14 protein-coding genes are annotated in these 15,747 nt (G+C 62.8%); 12 read left to right on the top strand and 2 right to left on the bottom strand.

All coding sequences use genetic code 11. The features are described 5' to 3' along the window. The 6 genes from FS320_RS26100 to FS320_RS26075 all read left to right on the top strand — a co-directional run. Nucleotides 1-687, top strand: a 687-nt coding sequence (locus FS320_RS26100) for a hypothetical protein (RefSeq protein WP_210252219.1), incomplete at its 5' end; no start/stop codon positions are given. Nucleotides 688-718: 31 nt separating this feature from the next. Further along, nucleotides 719-1,624: an MBL fold metallo-hydrolase gene (locus FS320_RS26095; RefSeq protein WP_152714855.1), complete on the top strand. Its 906-nt coding sequence runs from the start codon at nt 719-721 to the stop codon at nt 1,622-1,624. 285 nt (nt 1,625-1,909) lie between these two features. Then, the gene (locus FS320_RS26090; RefSeq protein ID WP_152714853.1) at nt 1,910-2,380 is read left to right on the top strand and encodes an AAC(3)-I family aminoglycoside N-acetyltransferase; all 471 of its coding nucleotides are present in this window, start codon (nt 1,910-1,912) and stop codon (nt 2,378-2,380) included. Nucleotides 2,381-2,672: 292 nt separating this feature from the next. Beyond that, nucleotides 2,673-3,899, top strand: coding sequence for a multidrug effflux MFS transporter (locus FS320_RS26085; protein WP_152714851.1), 1,227 nt, complete (start codon nt 2,673-2,675; stop codon nt 3,897-3,899). A 149-nt stretch (nt 3,900-4,048) separates the two neighbouring features. Continuing rightward, complete coding sequence (locus FS320_RS26080; protein WP_202882897.1) at nt 4,049-4,909, top strand: aldo/keto reductase; 861 nt, start codon at nt 4,049-4,051, stop codon at nt 4,907-4,909. Then, nucleotides 4,909-5,613, top strand: a complete 705-nt coding sequence (locus FS320_RS26075) for a DUF6064 family protein (protein WP_152714847.1) — start codon at nt 4,909-4,911, stop codon at nt 5,611-5,613. The genes FS320_RS26080 and FS320_RS26075 overlap by 1 nt, the downstream gene beginning before the upstream one ends. 319 nt (nt 5,614-5,932) lie before the next feature. Here FS320_RS26075 and FS320_RS26070 read toward each other — a convergent pair whose 3' ends face one another. Beyond that, the gene (locus tag FS320_RS26070; RefSeq protein ID WP_152714845.1) at nt 5,933-6,997 is read right to left on the bottom strand and encodes a DUF2279 domain-containing protein; all 1,065 of its coding nucleotides are present in this window, start codon (nt 6,995-6,997) and stop codon (nt 5,933-5,935) included. Nucleotides 6,998-7,550: 553 nt separating this feature from the next. On the opposite strand from FS320_RS26070, the gene trkA reads away from it, so the two are divergent. Beyond that, nucleotides 7,551-8,936 carry a Trk system potassium transporter TrkA gene (gene trkA / locus FS320_RS26065; RefSeq protein ID WP_152714843.1) on the top strand — a complete coding sequence of 462 codons (1,386 nt, stop codon included), beginning with the start codon at nt 7,551-7,553 and terminating at the stop codon, nt 8,934-8,936. Between the two features lie 9 nt (nt 8,937-8,945). Beyond that, nucleotides 8,946-10,436: a TrkH family potassium uptake protein gene (locus tag FS320_RS26060; RefSeq protein ID WP_152714841.1), complete on the top strand. Its 1,491-nt coding sequence runs from the start codon at nt 8,946-8,948 to the stop codon at nt 10,434-10,436. A 110-nt stretch (nt 10,437-10,546) separates the two neighbouring features. Here FS320_RS26060 and FS320_RS26055 read toward each other — a convergent pair whose 3' ends face one another. Then, nucleotides 10,547-10,828 carry a hypothetical protein gene (locus tag FS320_RS26055; protein WP_152714839.1) on the bottom strand — a complete coding sequence of 94 codons (282 nt, stop codon included), beginning with the start codon at nt 10,826-10,828 and terminating at the stop codon, nt 10,547-10,549. Between the two features lie 228 nt (nt 10,829-11,056). On the opposite strand from FS320_RS26055, the gene FS320_RS26050 reads away from it, so the two are divergent. The 4 genes from FS320_RS26050 to FS320_RS47235 all read left to right on the top strand — a co-directional run. Further along, nucleotides 11,057-11,986, top strand: coding sequence for an amidoligase family protein (locus FS320_RS26050; protein ID WP_152714837.1), 930 nt, complete (start codon nt 11,057-11,059; stop codon nt 11,984-11,986). Nucleotides 11,987-12,170: 184 nt separating this feature from the next. Then, entirely contained in the window at nt 12,171-14,324 is a 2,154-nt protein-coding gene (locus tag FS320_RS26045) for a carboxypeptidase-like regulatory domain-containing protein (protein ID WP_152714835.1), read from the top strand. Nucleotides 14,325-14,418: 94 nt separating this feature from the next. Then, nucleotides 14,419-15,534 carry a PQQ-dependent sugar dehydrogenase gene (locus tag FS320_RS26040; protein ID WP_152714833.1) on the top strand — a complete coding sequence of 372 codons (1,116 nt, stop codon included), beginning with the start codon at nt 14,419-14,421 and terminating at the stop codon, nt 15,532-15,534. Next, nucleotides 15,531-15,747: hypothetical protein (locus FS320_RS47235; RefSeq protein WP_210252218.1), on the top strand; the 217-nt coding region annotated here is incomplete at its 3' end. The genes FS320_RS26040 and FS320_RS47235, both read left to right, overlap by 4 nt.

The following is a 15,747-nucleotide window of genomic DNA, read 5'->3' as shown; positions in this document are numbered from 1 at the left end:
ACTTCGCATCTGGTACCGAGGCCCCGTCCAATGGGGATCAATCCACTTGCAGATCCCGCACCGCTTCGAAGTGCCGTCACAAGAGACGGCAGGCCAACCGGTCAAAATCACTGTGTCGAGGATCTAGCGACGATCCCGGCTCTCGCCCAAACACCCGAGGGAACACCTACCCGCATTCGCGGAACGGTCGAGAGGCTCGAGGGCCACAATCTGCTGGTCAAAACTCAGGCTGGGCAGGCGGTCCACGTTACCTTGGCGCCGAACTTCACCATCTCCGGTGTGGAGAAGCGTGGTCTCTCCGACATCAAGACTGGCGACTACATTGCCTCAACCTCAGTGAGAGGCCCTGACGGTAAGCTCCGCGCCCTCGAGGTACACTTCCTTCCTCCCGGAGCAGGCGAGGGGCAGTTCGCCTGGGACTTGGCTCCCGACAGCCTGATGACCAATGCCACGGTCGCCGGGGTGGCGGCCGCTCCACAGGGACAGGTGTTGCGGGTGACCTACAAGGGCAAAGAGGCGGAAATCATCGTTCCGTCTGATGTGCCCGTAGTCGCTTTCGTGCCCGGCGACCCAAGTCTCGTGAAGCCCGGAGCGGCCGACTTTATTTTCGGTCAGCGAAAGCCAGATGGGTCCGTGGCGGCGACCCGCGCCACCCTAGAGAAGGATGGCGTGAAACCGCCAATGTGATCAGCACTGTTCAGCCCATCGGGAGAAGATCATGAGCAAACTCACACCGTTCGCCCCGCTCGTTGGATTGTTGCTGCTCGCGTCAGGGCCGGCCGCTGCCCAGACCGACTATTCCAAGGTCGAGATGAAAACCAAGGATCTCGGCCGCCGAACCTACATGATCGAAGGAGCGGGCGGTAACATCACCGTGGTGGTGGGCGAGAACGGCGTCATCATGGTCGACGGCCAGTTCGCGCCGCTGCACGACAAGATCAAGGCGGCGGTTGCAGCCGTGTCGAAGGAGCCGATCCGCTATCTCGTCAACACGCATTACCATGGCGATCACACAGGCGGGAATGAGGGCTTCGGCAAGGACGGTGCTGTCGTGACGGCGCATGAGAATGTCGCCAGGCGGCTGAGCGCCGGAACCACCAACGGACTGACTAGCGCCAAGACCCCTCCCGCACCACAGGGCGCGATCCCGACCAGAATCTATGCGACGGAGATGACGCTGCAGGTCGGCGGACGTGAGGCGGCCCTGAAGCATTTCGCCAATGCCCACACCGATGGCGACACCTATGTGTACTTCCCCGACGCGAATGTGCTGGCGACCGGCGACATCGTGACGTTGGGCACACGCTACCCCAACATTGATTTCGCGAATGGCGGCAACATCAAGGGCATGATTGCGGCAACGGACGCTTTCCTCTCTCTGGCCAATAACGACACCAAGGTCGTCCCCGGCCACGGGCCGCTGACCGACAAGGCGGGGATGGCAACCTATCGGGACATGCTGGTGACGGCGCAGAACCGCATCACGAAGCTGATCGCGGATGGCAAAAGCCTCGACGAGGCGGTCGCGGCCAATCCGCTCGCGGATATCGGCGCCAAGATCGGGGCGAACGAGGAGCAAAATGCGAACTTCGTGCGGGTGATCTATCGCTCGCTCAAGCTGTAGGCGGGCACGGCTTGAACACTCCCAGCAGCCGCACGCTGACCATCCTGCCCACTATCAAGGCGGCTAGATGCTCCATCGCAAGCAGTCAGTGAGGGCCGGTGCCGCCATGTCCATGCCCGTAGGCGCCTCCATAGCCTCGGAGTTCGCCATACCGACGGACCTGCTCGGGCGTGAGGACGTGCAACAAGGGACGATCTGGGCATTCGCCCGACATCCCCCTCAACACTGCGCCAGGATTGGCTTTGAAGGCGTGACCTGACAGTGGCCATAGCGCTATACGTAGGCATGGTCTTTACGCCCACCATTCGTCGCCTCACGCCTTCGGACGTCCCGCTGCTTCGCAAGCTGAACGCCCTGTTCGGCGACGCATTCGCTGACCCTGAGACCTACGGGGCAGAGCCGCCGAGTGACACATACCTGGAGCGCCTGCTCTCGAAGGAGCATGTCGCCGTTACCGTGGCGGTGCTGGACGAGGAAGTCATAGGCGGTCTCGTCGCTTATGAACTCGACAAGTTCGAGAGAGCACGGCGCGAGCTGTACATCTATGACCTTGCCGTTGCCGAGGGCTGTCGGCGGCAGGGTGTTGCGACTGCCCTGATCGAGCACCTGCGCGAGATCGCCGCGATGCGTGGCGTTTGGGTCATCTACGTTCAGGCCGATTACGGGGACGAGCCAGCCATCGTACTCTACGAGAAGCTCGGGACCCGCGAGGAAGTGCTGCATTTCGACATCCGGGTTGATCCAGAGCCTTCCTAGCGGGACCAACACTTAAAGTCCTCATGAAGCGGAGGCATCGCATGGGGGATGTCACGTTAACGGGGAATACCGCTCTGTACTCGTCAAGAAAAAATTGCGTGTCGAAGAAATTCAGCGACTTGGCCTGTGCAAAAGCCAGCCTCGTCGGCCTCGTCAAAGACTATACTCAGTTAATGTGATATCCCCCTCCGAGGATCCTGATCGGGTTCAAGATTGTGCTACAGAGAGGGACCTCACGACGGCTCTACGTTCCAGGTCGTCCACCGCCATCGCCTCAGACATTTTGGACATCATGACTCGTACTAGCGCCGCAGTGACACAGCCTGCCGCCAAGCCTTCCTTCATCGCCCTGCTCATCGCCGCCTCGGCCGTAAGCCCACTTGGCATCAACATGTACCTGCCCTCCATGCCGGGCATGGCTCGGGCCTTCGGTGTCGACTTCGCCACCATCCAGCTGACTCTCTCGCTCTATCTCGCCGCCATGGCCTGCGGGCAGTTGATCATCGGCTCACTCTCCGACCGCTTCGGCCGCCGACCCATGCTCCTGATCGGGCTCCTCGTCTTCGTGCTTGGCTCGCTGGTCTGCCTCACAGCGCAGAATGTCGGGCTCCTGATCTTTGGTCGTGTCGTGCAGGCGCTCGGCGGCTGTGCCGGGATTACCCTGAGCCGTGCCATCGTCCGGGACCTCTATGGGCGCAATCAGGTGGCGAGCATGATCGGCTATGTCACCATGGGCATGGCGGTTGCACCCATGATTGCGCCCACTATCGGCGGTGTGCTCGAGACGTTCTATGGGTGGCGCGCCTCCTTCCTGTTCCTGATGGCGTTTGGCGGCTTGGTCCTCCTCGTCGCCTACTGGCAACTGTATGAGACCAACCACAATCGCGGTGCTGTAGTCTCCATCCGGCACCTCGTGCACAGCTATTTCAGCCTTGTCGGCTCGCGCCTGTTCTGGGGCTACACGCTGGCCGCCAGCTTCGTCTCGGCGGTGTTCTTCGCCTTTGTCGCAGGCGCGCCCTACGTGATGATCGTGTTGATGGGCCGTAGCCCCGCAGAGTACGGCTTTTATTTCGCCATGGTGCCGAGCGGTTACATTCTGGGCAACTTTGCCTCCGGCCGGTTCGCCGGCGGGGTCGGACCGAACCGGATGATCCTGGCCGGCACCTGCGTGACCCTGGTCAGTGTCGCCGGCATGGCCATGACGTTCGCCATGGGCTTCCTGCACCCGACGGCTCTGTTCGGGCCCATGTTCTTCATCGGTTTGGGCAATGGACTGGTTCTGCCGAGCGGCATTGCCGGCGCAGTCAGCGTGAAGCCAGAGGTTGCGGGCGCGGCGGCTGGCCTGTCGGGCAGTCTTCAGATCGGGTTCGGTGCGCTTGTCGCTCCGGTTGTGGGTGCTACCCTCGACGCCACCGTCTGGCCGCTGATCGCGATCATGGCCGTCTGTTCGCTGCTCGCACTTGCCTCATTCGGACTGGTCGCCGATCGGCGCAGATCAAGCCCGGCGACTAGGCTCTGAGAGGATTGGGCAGAACAGCCCAAGGCCCGAAGGGAGACCGGTGCGGCATCCAGAGATGACAGGTCGGGAGAACTTTGATGCAGCAAGCGCAACCCCTCAGCCGCCGCAGTCTTCTCTGCTCCCTGGCGGCAACCGGTGCCGCCGCGGTGATGTGGCCCCTGACCGGAACCGCACAGCCGGGTTTGGTTCGCACCAGACCCGTTCCCTCGACCGGAGAGGCGTTGCCCCTTGTCGGGCTCGGCACCTGGATCACGTTCAATGTTGGCCGCGACACCGAAGCACAGGATAGCTGTGCCGCGGTCATGCGGGCGTTCTTCGAGGCCGGTGGGCGCCTGATCGACTCCTCTCCCATGTACGGCTCGTCTCAGGAGGTGGTCGGCTATGGCCTGCAGAAGCTCGGCCCTCCGCCCCACCTGTTCTCGGCCGACAAGGTCTGGACCTCGTCTGGCTCAGCCGGCCCAAGCCAGATCGAGCAGTCACGCCGCCACTGGAGGGTTCCTCGCTTCGACTTGCTGCAGGTCCACAATCTTCTGGCCTGGGAGGCCCATTTTGAGACCCTGCTCACCATGAAGGCGGCCGGCGAGGTGCGTTATGTCGGGATTTCAACCTCGGAAGGGCGCCGGCACCGCGAGTTCGAGCGTGTGATGCGCCAGCATCCACTCGACTTCGTTCAGGTGACCTACAACATCCTCGATCGTGAGGTCGAAGACCGCATTCTGCCCCTGGCAGCCGAGCGCGGCATCGGGGTGATCGTCAACCGGCCATTCCAGCAGGGTGCTCTAATCGACCGCTTGGAACGTTACCCGCTTCCGCCTTGGGCGACCGAGATCGATGCACGAAGCTGGGCGCAGTTCATCCTGAAGTTCATCGTGTCGCACCCGGCCGTGACCTGCACCATCCCAGCGACAACCCGGGCGGATCACGTGCGCGAGAACATGGCAGTGGCCACCGGACAGCTGCCGGATGCCGCGATGCGGGCCCGCATGATCGCTTATGTCGAGGGCCTCTGATGGCGGACTGGCTGTCCTACACACCATCGGATTTCCTGCTGTTCTCGGCCCGCACCTATTACCGTCTGTTTGAGCTCTACAACCGCGCGATCTGGCCAGCGCAGCTCCTGGCGCTGCTGCTCGGGCTTGCAATCGTGTGGCGGCTGCATCGCGCCGGTGCCCGGCAGGGAGTGATCGTGGCGGCGATCCTGTCCGCAGGCTGGCTCTGGACCGCCTGGGGCTATTTTCTGGAGCAATACGACACGATCAACTGGGCAGCACGATATTTCGCTATCGGCTTTGCTATCGAGGCGCTGCTGCTGGTCTGGTTGGGCACTATGCGAGGCCGGCTCTTATTCCAGCCATACAGAGACTGGATCAGCAGGGCCGGATTGATGCTCTTCCTGTTTGCGCTGGTGGTCCAGCCATTCATCGGTCCGCTTGTTGGTCGGAGTTGGAAGCAGGCCGAGATCTTTGGCATCACGCCTGATCCCACCGTGCTTGCCACGCTCGGTATCCTTCTGACCGTGGACAAGCGGCTCCCGTGGGGGCTCCTGATCATTCCGCTGATCTGGTGCGCACTCAGTGGGGCAACCCTTTGGACCATGGGCTCACCGGATGCCTGGATCACGCCCGGGGCGGCCGTTGGGGTTCTTGGGTTGGCCGTCTATCGAGCGCTGTCAGCGCGAGAGCAGAGCAGGATCAGCGAGTCTGACATGAGATGAGATCGACTTCCTATACTTGAGCGCTTGTACTGCGGCTGAGGCGCTTGCCCATATCTGGATGGGTCGTGCAAGGTGGCGGCCACATCCGGGAGCGGGGCTGAACGCGGCTCTCCTGGGGGGCATTCCCACCGAGAGGGTGGGGCGATTGGGGTCACAGCGATAGGGCGGGCCGAGGCGCTGACCAAGCTTCTCGGAATGGTGATCAAGGTCCCGCACTGGTTCCGATCATCACGAGGCCCTCAATGTTCTGTGTCTGAGAATAGCCGGAGCCTGCGGATAGTCGAACCATTCGAGCACGCCGCCGCCAACGCTTCCGCGCTTAGTCCTGCAACGTCGTACCCACACGGCGGATCGTCGAGAAGCGGTTCTCCTGATAGACGGACGTGTACGGCACTTGGACATATTCAAAGGTCTTGCGTACGGCCCAGCCCGGGAGCGTGTCCCTGTACTTGGCGAAATTCGGATTGGGTCCGGTTCCGAAAAGCACCTCATTGAGGTTCAGCCCGACCCCAACATAGAAGGAGCGCTCGATCGGGTAGCCGAGCTCGCGTTCCTTCTCCTCAAACCCGCGCGCATCAAAGCCGGCGTGCAGTTCAACGTACCGCAGGGGCGTGTTCTTGAGCGGTTCAAACCCGCTGCCCTTCAGAGCCATGATGTAGCGCTGGCGCTCGTACGGGGGGAGAATGCCGTTTTCCCCGGTGACGCCCGGCCGCTCGAAGCTCGCAGGCGTGTACATAATCCGCCAGTCCAACTTCTCCCGAAGCCCGGGGACGGAATTCCGGACGATGGAGAACAGCGCACCAACGCCATTCGCCACGATGTCCTCACGCGAGAAGCGGTGCCTGCCGGTGAAGCCGTCCAGGGTCTCCACCAACCCCATGATGCTGAACGCAACGAGCGCGGCCGTGATCGGGGCGCCTGTGGGATCCGCGGCATTGGCCCGGATCCTGTCCGTCAGCAGGTCGGCGATGACGTAGGTCGAGAACGAGTGGCCGATCTTGTCCATGCCGCCGTGCCGGGTGTTCTTGGCAAACCATCCTTCCTCGATGGTCTGGAAACCGGAGGTATTGCCCCAATCCCAGTCCTTGATGCCGACGGTGAGGATGGCCGCCCCAACGATGGCCAGCTCCCATCGGACCGCATGCAGATGATCGCCGAGTTGGCTGACCGAGTAGAACGTCGGCGGGATCGGCGTCGGCTCGAGGTTTATCGCCGGGGTCGGCACAGGCGTGATGGCCGCGACCGCGGGCGTTCTCGCATGGTGCCCCCTCGCTTGGGGCACAGACCGGTACTCCGATGTTGCGCTCGGTTGCGCCAGGGAGGCCTCAGGGCACAAAACGGCGCCGAGGATTGCAAGGCAAGCGACGAAGGCGACCACCCGCATTGGCCGATCCTCTTCCAGCGCCCCCTGGCACTACCTTTCTATGGCCAGTGGCGGAACTCAACCCCCTTGGCGGAAGCGATCTGCCGCAGGGGCCGGAAGGCGGCGATGACGGTAAACGGAACCTCAAGGCCCGGAGGCCGGCACCTTCACCCTGGAGCCGAACTCGGAGGAGCTGCGCACGAGCGTCGACGGTCGGCGGACATGGTCGATCGAGTCGGCCTGCACGGCTGACGCGGTGCCTCGAGCAAGGAGCGTTTAGTTCGGGCACGCCCCGGACCTAGGGGCTTCGTGGGCTTAGATGGTCCAAGGAGACCTTCTCCGAACCGCGGAACCTTCACAGTTTGACCGTAAGAGGACCATTTCAGCGCGATTCCAGCTGATGCGCCCGGATGGCCGCGGTGGTCATATCAAGGGAGCCCACAGCTCGCTAACAATCACCTACGCTATAGCCCGGCAGGAACGATCGGTGCATTACTGATTTCACCATGTTCTCGTATTCCACGAGGGATCTGCCCAGCGTGGATGCCGAGCGTAAGCGGATGATGAGGGCGCCATGAGAGTGATCGTCTGCGGTGCAGGACAGGTCGGCTCAACGATTGCCCGTCACCTCGCCACCGAGGGCATCGACGTCACAGTCGTGGATATCTCACCTGATCAGGCCCGGCGCGCCGATGAGAGCTACGATGTTCGCGGCATGATCGGCCATGCCTCCCATCCCGAGGTCCTGGAACGGGCCGGCGCACGCGACGCCGATATGCTTATCGCGGTAACCCGTTCCGACGAGGTCAACATGGTCGCCTGTCAGGTCGCCTACTCGCTATTCAATGTTCGCCGGCGCATCGCCCGTGTCCGTCACCATGGCTACCTGGAGCCAATCTGGCAGGGCCTTTACGCGTCCGACCAGCTCCCCATCGACGTGATCATCTCACCTGAGGTCGAGGTCGCCAACGGCATTGTGCGCCGCCTCAGGACCCCTGGCGCCTTCGATACAGTGGCCCTGGCTGATGGCCGAATCCAGCTTCTCGGCGTTCATTGTAACACTGGCGGGTGTTCTCTGATTGGGCGACGGATGAAGGAGCTGGCGTCATCAGGGGGCTCCGGCATCGTCATCGGCGCCATCGTCCGGAACGGTCAGGCCTTCGTGCCGCGGGCCGAGGACCAGGTGCAGCAGGGCGACGACGTTTACGTCATCACCGAGACGTCTCATGTTGACCGTGTCATGATCTTTCTTGGTCACGAGGAGCAGGTCGCGCGACGCGTCGTGATCGTGGGCGGCGGGAATGTCGGCCTGAACCTAGCCAGCCGGATTGCCCGTCATGCCCCATACGTCTCGCTCAAAGTGGTCGAGCACACCCGGGAGCGGGCCGAATACATCTCCCGAGAGCTCGGCGATGCTGTCGTTGTGATCCAGGGGGACGCACTCGACAAGGACGTGCTGATCGAGGCCAATGTCCAAAGCGCCGAGACGATCATTGCCGTCACCAACGATGATGAGACGAACATCTTCGCCTCGGTGCTCGCCAAGCGCGAAGGCTGCACCCGGGCCATCACCTTAGTGAACAAGACCTCCTATGAGCACGTGCTGCCGGCCCTGGGCATCGACGCAGTTGTCAGTCCGAGCGCCATCACGATCTCGACTATTCTGCGCCATGTGCGGCACCGGTCGATCTCAGCACTTTATACGCTTCGAGAGGATTTTGGCGAGGTGATCCAGGCGACGGCCCAGGAGGGTTCGCGGCTGGTCAGGGGTACTCTGCGGGATGCCAAGCTGCCGGATGGGATGCTGGTGGGGGCCATTGTCCGCAACGGGGAGGTGATCATTCCGACCAGTTCGACGCGGGTGTTCCCCGGTGACAGCATCATCGCTGTGGTGACCTATCAGGCCTTGCGCAAGGCCGAGGCAATCCTGGCAGGCCCATTGAACGAGACCGATGGTTAGAGCAGATCAATGCGGGAGTCACAATTCCCTGGCGCATGGGCTCCGCCCTACGCCCGTCCGGTTTTCCACCTGACAGGCCGCATGCTGATCGCGCTCGCGGCGGCCATGCTCCTGCCTGTGGGGATCGATGCACTCACAGGAAATCCGAACTGGAGGGCTTTTCTGATTGGCAGCGTCATCACCTGCGCCTGTGGCGCGGGGCTAACCCATGTAACGCGATGCCGGCTGTCCGGGGGGCTGACCCTGCGCCAAGCCTTCCTCCTGACACCAGTGGCTTGGACGACCATTGCGCTGTTCGGCGCGATCCCTCCCTACATTTCCGACTATGCCCAGTTGAGGGACAGTTTCACCAATGCCTTCTTCGAGTCCGTGTCGGGCCTGACGACAACCGGCGCAACAGTGATCGTCGGGCTGGATGACGCTCCGCATGGCATCCTTCTCTGGCGCGCGCTCCTGCAATGGCTGGGTGGCATCGGCATCATCGGAGTCGCAATTGCGATCCTGCCCGCCCTGGGTGTGGGCGGCATGCAACTGTTTCGAACGGAGTCGTCTGACCGCTCCGAGAAGGTCATGCCGCGGGCGCGGGAGATCGCAACCGGCATCGTCCTGATCTATGTCGCACTCACGATGGTTTGCGGAGCTGCCTACTGGCTGGTGGCAATGACGCCTTTCGAGGCTCTGGCTCATGCGCTGACCACGGTCTCAACGGCCGGGTTCTCCACCTCCGATGCCTCAATGGCGCGCTGGAACAATGCCGCTCTGCACTGGATTGCGACTTTGTTCATGCTTTCTGGAGCCGTCCCATTCGTACTCTACTTGAGGCTGTTCCAGGGACAGCAGGATGCCCTGCGTGACAGCCAAGTCTGGTTCCTGGTCAGCCTCCTGGCGGTCATGATTGTCGCCGTTGCTACATGGCTGGTTGTGGCAGGTGGGCACAGCGCCGCTGATGCGCTCCGATTGGCCTCTTTCAACGTCGTGTCGGTCGTGACGACCACCGGCTACGCCACAGCAGATTACACGCTCTGGGGCAACCTCATGGTCGGCTTGTTCTTTGGCCTGATGTTTGTCGGTGGCTGCACCGGCTCCACCACAGGCGGAATGAAGGTCTTCCGTTTCCAAGTAATGATCCGCATGCTTCAGAGCCAGTTCCTGCGTCTGCTCTACCCGCGAGGCGTATTCCCCCGCGTCTATGCGGGCCGGCTGCTTCCAGACGATGTGATCGGGTCCGTAGTGGTGTTCTTCACGCTCTACTTCGTCTGCTACAGCGCACTGACCCTTGCCCTGATGGCGGCGGACCTCGATTTCCTGACCAGTGCCAGCGGGGCTGTGGCCGCGCTCTCGAACGTGGGGCCAGGCCTCGGGCCGATTATTGGCCCAACCGGCAACTTCGCCACCCTCCCGGAGGCCTCCAAATGGCTCCTGTGCTTTGGCATGTTGTTGGGGCGGCTGGAGCTGTTCACGGTACTGATCCTGTTCTTCCCCCAGTTCTGGCGCGGGTAGGGCCGACCAGCTCTTGCACCCGTACGGCATTTGACGCCAGAGAGGGCGAACGAGCGAGGGTGCATCGCCCTGTATGAGTGGCAGCCAACTGCAGTATGGCTCCCGTGAGACTAAGCCGCCATTCTGACCTGTGAAGCTGTGACCTGGAACAGATAGAAGCCGTTGAACCGCACGCCGACCGTGGCAGCCCGATCCTCAAACCCTGCTGGCGCCATGTCTGCCGCAGTGAGAGGGCACTCGAACGTCCAGTCGTCCGGGACAAGGAAGCTGGGCACGGGGTGGTGCTCGGGCACGGCACACAGGAGGTCCGGCCGCTGCTTGTTCCGAAACAGGTTGTAGGTGCAATCGCGTGCGGATGGTCTGGCAGAAACCAGCAGCGGGATGGATATCATGGTTATCCTCTGGAGACTGGCGCTCTTGTAAGATGTTGCTTCAGAGCGGCTGTCGCAAGCCTTACAAGATCCAGACGAGATTTCGTATCATCCTCGCGAGGTATACGAGGTGAGAGACGATGCCTCCGAGTGAGGCTTCATCCCACCGGCATCAGCAGCTCGCAGGGTGTGGAGAGTTCCAGGATCGTTCATTGAGGTCAGGCGCCATCGTCCCCATGTCTGGAAGTGATGAACAACATTGCCATTGAGGCTGACCCTCTCAGCCCGGTCATTCTGATTGCCGCTAACGGCTCGTTGCGGAGGGTAGGGGTTGAGATCGAGTTCCTGGGGCCGCATGCCTGGACTGCCGCCCACGCCCTGGCCAATGATCTCGGCGGCACCTGTGAGGCTGAAGATCCGCACGCCTTTAGGGTCAGCGGCACCCCTCTTGGCGACCTGTTGATCGAAACCGACCTGCGGCACGTCCATCCTGACCGACATCCAGAGCTCGGCCTGAGGCTCGGCCGCCGGGCGGCGGCATGGCTCGGCACAGCGGCCTCGCCTTTTGTTCCGCGCGAGCTCATCACCGCCCCCATCCCCATCGCACGACTCTCGGAGATGGACGCGATCGTGGCTAGCTTGCGGGCGGCGGGAGCCCGCGGCCGCGGGGCTGTGTTGTGGGACTCGCTCGGTCTCCACTTCAACATCGATCCACCGCGCCTTGATGCGGCAACAGTGACAGCCTTTCTCAAGGCCTTTCTCCTTGTCGGTGATCGGCTCCGGCAGGAAATTGCTCGCACGAGCTTGCGGCGTGCTTTCGTCCTTCCGCCCGACTATCCGCAGGCCTACAAGCGGCGCGTGCTCGATCCGGACTACTGGCCCGACCTGACGCAGCTGACAACAGATTATCTTGCAGCGAACCCGACCCGGAAGCGGGCGCTGGATCTGCTGCCGCTCCTCACTCACTTCGATGAGGAGCGGGTGCGCTCGGCTCTGCCGCATGAGAAGATCGGTTCCCGGCCGGTGTTTCACTACCGGCTGCCACAAGCCCAACTGAGCGATCCTACCTGGAGCATCATGCCGGACTGGGAGCGCTGGTTGAGTGTGGAGCGTCTCGCGATGAACCTCGGCCAACTTGCCGCGGGGGGCAAGGCTGCCCTGAGCCAGCATCTGCCCTAGGCGTTATCATTCTCTGCTCAGTGCCATGGGCATTTGAACGATCATCCCAGGGCACGGGCTTGCGAGAGTGCGCCATCTGCCTCCGCGGCCCCATAGGAGGACGGGCGGACCTCGATGCTCCGGATTTGCGCCAGTCCGTGCTATTTTGCCGTAGACGAAGAGGACCGTGCCAAGGAGGACAGCAATGGCACGCCGGCGGAAGCTCCGTTCGATCTTTGCGGCGATTGGCACACTCGGGTGTGTGGCCGCCGTTCCGGGCCCGTTGCGTGCCCAAAACGTCGTTGCAATCGATGCCGATGACATCGGCGGCGTGGTGACCGGGCCGCATGGACCGGAAGCCGGGGTCTGGGTGATTGCCGAGACCACTGACCTGCCGACCAAGTTCGCCAGGACGGTCGTGACCGATGATCAGGGTCGCTATCTCGTGCCTGATCTTCCGAAAGCCAGCTACACGATCTGGGTGCGAGGCTATGGCCTCGTCGACTCGGCCCCGAGGACCAGCGAGCCCGGCAGGCTGCTCGATCTCCAAGCCGTGCCGGCACCCAGCGACAAGGAGGCGGCGCAGTACTATCCGGCCATCTACTGGTACGCGATGCTCAAGATCCCAGAGACGAGCCAGTTCGGCGGTACGAGCGACATCCCAGAGACCATCACCCAGATCGACTGGCTCAAGCAGGTCAAGAACGTCGGCTGCATCGGCTGCCACCAGCTCGGCCAGCACTCCACCCGCACGATCCCGAAGCAACTCGGCGAGTTTAGCTCGTCGGAGGAGGCCTGGATCCGCCGCGTGTCTTCGGGCCAGTCGGGCGAGAGCATGGTCAATCAGCTCGCTGGGCGTCTCAGTGGCGTGCCCTTCCGCTACTACGCCGATTGGACCGACCGTATCGCCAAGGGCGAGCTGCCACACTCCAAGCCGAAGCGGCCGGAAGGTGTCGAGCGCAACATCGTGGTGACCACCTGGGAGTGGCTCAACGAAAAGAAGTACCTGCACGATCTGATCTCGTCGGATCGGCGCCATCCGACCGTGAATGCCTATGGGCCGCTGTTTGGCTCGGCGGAATATTCCACCGACGTGATCCCGATCCTCGATCCGAAGACGCACACCGTCAGCGAGTTCGTGGCGCCGGTGCGCGATCCCGATACGCCGGAGGCGCTCGGGCCCGGACATGCCGCCAGCGACAAAGTGCTGGCGCCGTCGCCCTATTGGGGGGAGGAAAAGATCTGGGACACCAAGGCCAACAACCACAACGGCATGTTCGATCGCCAGGGCCGGGTGTGGTTTGCGGCGACCGTGCGTGGGCCCAACAACCCGGACTTCTGCAAACGGGGATCGGATCACCCGTCGGCCAAGCTGTTCCCGCTGGAGGGGACGAACCGCTCCATCACACGGCTCGATCCCAAGACGATGCAGTACACCTTCATCGATACCTGCTTCGGCACCCATCACCTGCAGTTCGGCTATGACGCGAACGACACCTTGTGGACCAGCGGCGGCGGTCCGGTGGTCGGCTGGGTCAACACCAAGCTGTTCGATGAGACCGGCAATGCCGTCAAGGCGCAGGGCTGGACCGCGCTGGTGCTCGACACGAATGGCAATGGCCAACGGGATGAATACGCCGAACCCGATCAGCCGCTTGATCCGGCCAAGGACAAGCGCATTAGCGGAGGCTTCTATGCAGTGAGCCCGAGCCCGGTGGATGGCTCCATCTGGGGCTCGGCAGGGGTGTTCAGCGGAACACCCGCGGTTGTGCGGCTCGATCCCGGTCCCAATCCACCTCAGACCGCGTTGGCGGAAATCTACCATTTGCCGCGACCCGGCTTTGGCATTCGCGGTGCCGATATCGACCGGCAGGGGGTGGTTTGGGCCTCGCTCTCGAGTGGTCACCTGGCGAGCTTTGACCGGCGCAAATGCAAGGGACCGCTCAACGGACTGCAGGCTACCGGCGATCATTGCCCAGAGGGCTGGTCATTTCACCAATACCCCGGCCCGGGCTTCCAGGGCATCGGGGAGAACAGCGCCGAGTCGAGCTACTACACCTGGGTTGACCAGCACAACACATTCGGGCTGGGCGAGGATGTGCCGATGTCCACCGCCAACCTCATGGACGGCTTGGTCGCGCTCAAGGACGGCCGGATGATCTCGCTGCGGGTGCCATACCCGTTGGGCTTCTACGCCAAGGGGTTTGATGGGCGCATCGATGACCCGCATGCCGGCTGGAAGGGCCGCGGGTTGTGGACCACCAGCGGCGACCGGACACCCTGGCTGCGGGAAGGGGGCAAGGGCAGCAGGCCGATTGCTGTCCACTTTCAGCTCCGTCCTGATCCTCTGGCCAAGTAAGAGTACTGCCTCGCCTCCATTGAGGCGCTGTGGGGATACTGACGAGGCTATTCTGGCGACGATCTCGGCACATGCTGACCTGCGGGAGCGTGTCATGAACAGGTGGAGTTTCTTGGCATTGGCTGTTCTGATCGCCATGCCTGATCTGGCGGGGGCACAGGATCGCATCGTGCAGACCTCCTCCGGCCAGGTCAGGGTTGAGACCATCGCGCGCGGTCTGGTTCATCCATGGGGTCTCGCCTTTCTCCCCGACGAGCAGATGCTGGTCTCCGAGCGTCCGGGACGGCTGCGGCTGGTCTCGCGAGATGGGGGTGTCTCCGCACCGCTGGCGGGTGTTCCACGCGTGTTTGCGCGAGGGCAGGGCGGGCTGCTCGATGTGGCACTCGCCCCGGACTTCGCCTCCAGTCGCTGGGTCTATCTCTCCTATGCCGAGCCCGGCCCGAGTGGTGCCGGCACCACCGTAGCGCGGGGACGTCTCAGTGCCACTGGCCTGCAGGATGTCCAGGTAATCTTCCGGCAGGTGCCGAAGGTGGACGGCGCCAACCATTTCGGCTCGCGCTTGGTGTTCTCCCGGGATGGTAGGCTCTTCGTGACGCTGGGCGACCGCTTCAAGTTCAATCCGGCGCAGGATCTGGCGTCGCACCTGGGCAAGATCGTGCGCATTAATCCGGACGGGGCGGTTCCAGCCGATAATCCCTTTGCCCGAGGCCAGGGGGCCCGGCCGGAGATCTGGTCCTACGGGCACCGCAATGTGCAGGGCGCGACGCTGCATCCGACCACGGGCGTGCTGTGGGTGCACGAGATGGGGCCACGCGGCGGAGACGAGCTCACCATTCCGCAGGCCGGGCGCAATTACGGCTGGCCGCTCGTGAGCTGGGGCCGTCACTATGACGGGCGCTCGATCCCGAGCCCGTCCACCCGCCCGGATCTGGCCGGATCACTGCGGCAGTGGACACCGGTGATCGCCCCCTCCGGCATGACGTTCTACACGGGGAACTTGTTTCCGACCTGGCGCGGTAGTTTGCTCATCGGCGGGCTTATGGCCTGTGGTGTGGTTCGTGTGACGCTGCAGGGACAGCAGGTCACAGGCGAGGAGCGGATATCGTTGGGCCAGCGGATCCGCGACGTGCTGCAAGGTCCGGACGGAGCGGTGTATGTGCTCACGGACGAGGCGAGTGGCGAGATCCTTCGTCTGACACCAGTTGGTTGAAGGGAATAGCAAAGCGGCTGTCAGATCTGACGCAGCCTGCCTGCGCTGGATCGCAGGGCAAGTTCTTCGGCGAGCTTCTGAACTGTAACAAAAGAAAAGCCCCGGCCTTTCGGCCGGGGCTTCGTGATCGTTCGATCCGCTCGTCGTTACTCGTTGCGATTGCCCACGAGCGCGAGGAGGAACTGGAACATGTTGATGAAGTCCAGGTAGAGC

It is taken from the genome of Microvirga tunisiensis (assembly GCF_009296175.1).
GTDB lineage: Bacteria > Pseudomonadota > Alphaproteobacteria > Rhizobiales > Beijerinckiaceae > Microvirga > Microvirga tunisiensis.
This window is presented reverse-complemented; position numbering and strand designations above follow the sequence as displayed.

Excerpts from the sequence above, each read along its gene's own strand:
- FS320_RS26095 (WP_152714855.1), top strand. The coding sequence starts at position 719 with ATGAGCAAACTCACACCGTTCGCCCCGCTCGTTGGATTGTTGCTGCTC.
- FS320_RS26090 (WP_152714853.1), top strand. The coding sequence starts at position 1,910 with ATGGTCTTTACGCCCACCATTCGTCGCCTCACGCCTTCGGACGTCCCG.
- FS320_RS26085 (WP_152714851.1), top strand. The coding sequence starts at position 2,673 with ATGACTCGTACTAGCGCCGCAGTGACACAGCCTGCCGCCAAGCCTTCC.
- FS320_RS26080 (WP_202882897.1), top strand. The coding sequence starts at position 4,049 with ATGTGGCCCCTGACCGGAACCGCACAGCCGGGTTTGGTTCGCACCAGA.
- FS320_RS26075 (WP_152714847.1), top strand. The coding sequence starts at position 4,909 with ATGGCGGACTGGCTGTCCTACACACCATCGGATTTCCTGCTGTTCTCG.
- FS320_RS26070 (WP_152714845.1), bottom strand. The coding sequence starts at position 6,997 with ATGCGGGTGGTCGCCTTCGTCGCTTGCCTTGCAATCCTCGGCGCCGTT.
- trkA (WP_152714843.1), top strand. The coding sequence starts at position 7,551 with ATGAGAGTGATCGTCTGCGGTGCAGGACAGGTCGGCTCAACGATTGCC.
- FS320_RS26060 (WP_152714841.1), top strand. The coding sequence starts at position 8,946 with ATGCGGGAGTCACAATTCCCTGGCGCATGGGCTCCGCCCTACGCCCGT.
- FS320_RS26055 (WP_152714839.1), bottom strand. The coding sequence starts at position 10,828 with ATGATATCCATCCCGCTGCTGGTTTCTGCCAGACCATCCGCACGCGAT.
- FS320_RS26050 (WP_152714837.1), top strand. The coding sequence starts at position 11,057 with ATGAACAACATTGCCATTGAGGCTGACCCTCTCAGCCCGGTCATTCTG.
- FS320_RS26045 (WP_152714835.1), top strand. The coding sequence starts at position 12,171 with ATGGCACGCCGGCGGAAGCTCCGTTCGATCTTTGCGGCGATTGGCACA.
- FS320_RS26040 (WP_152714833.1), top strand. The coding sequence starts at position 14,419 with ATGAACAGGTGGAGTTTCTTGGCATTGGCTGTTCTGATCGCCATGCCT.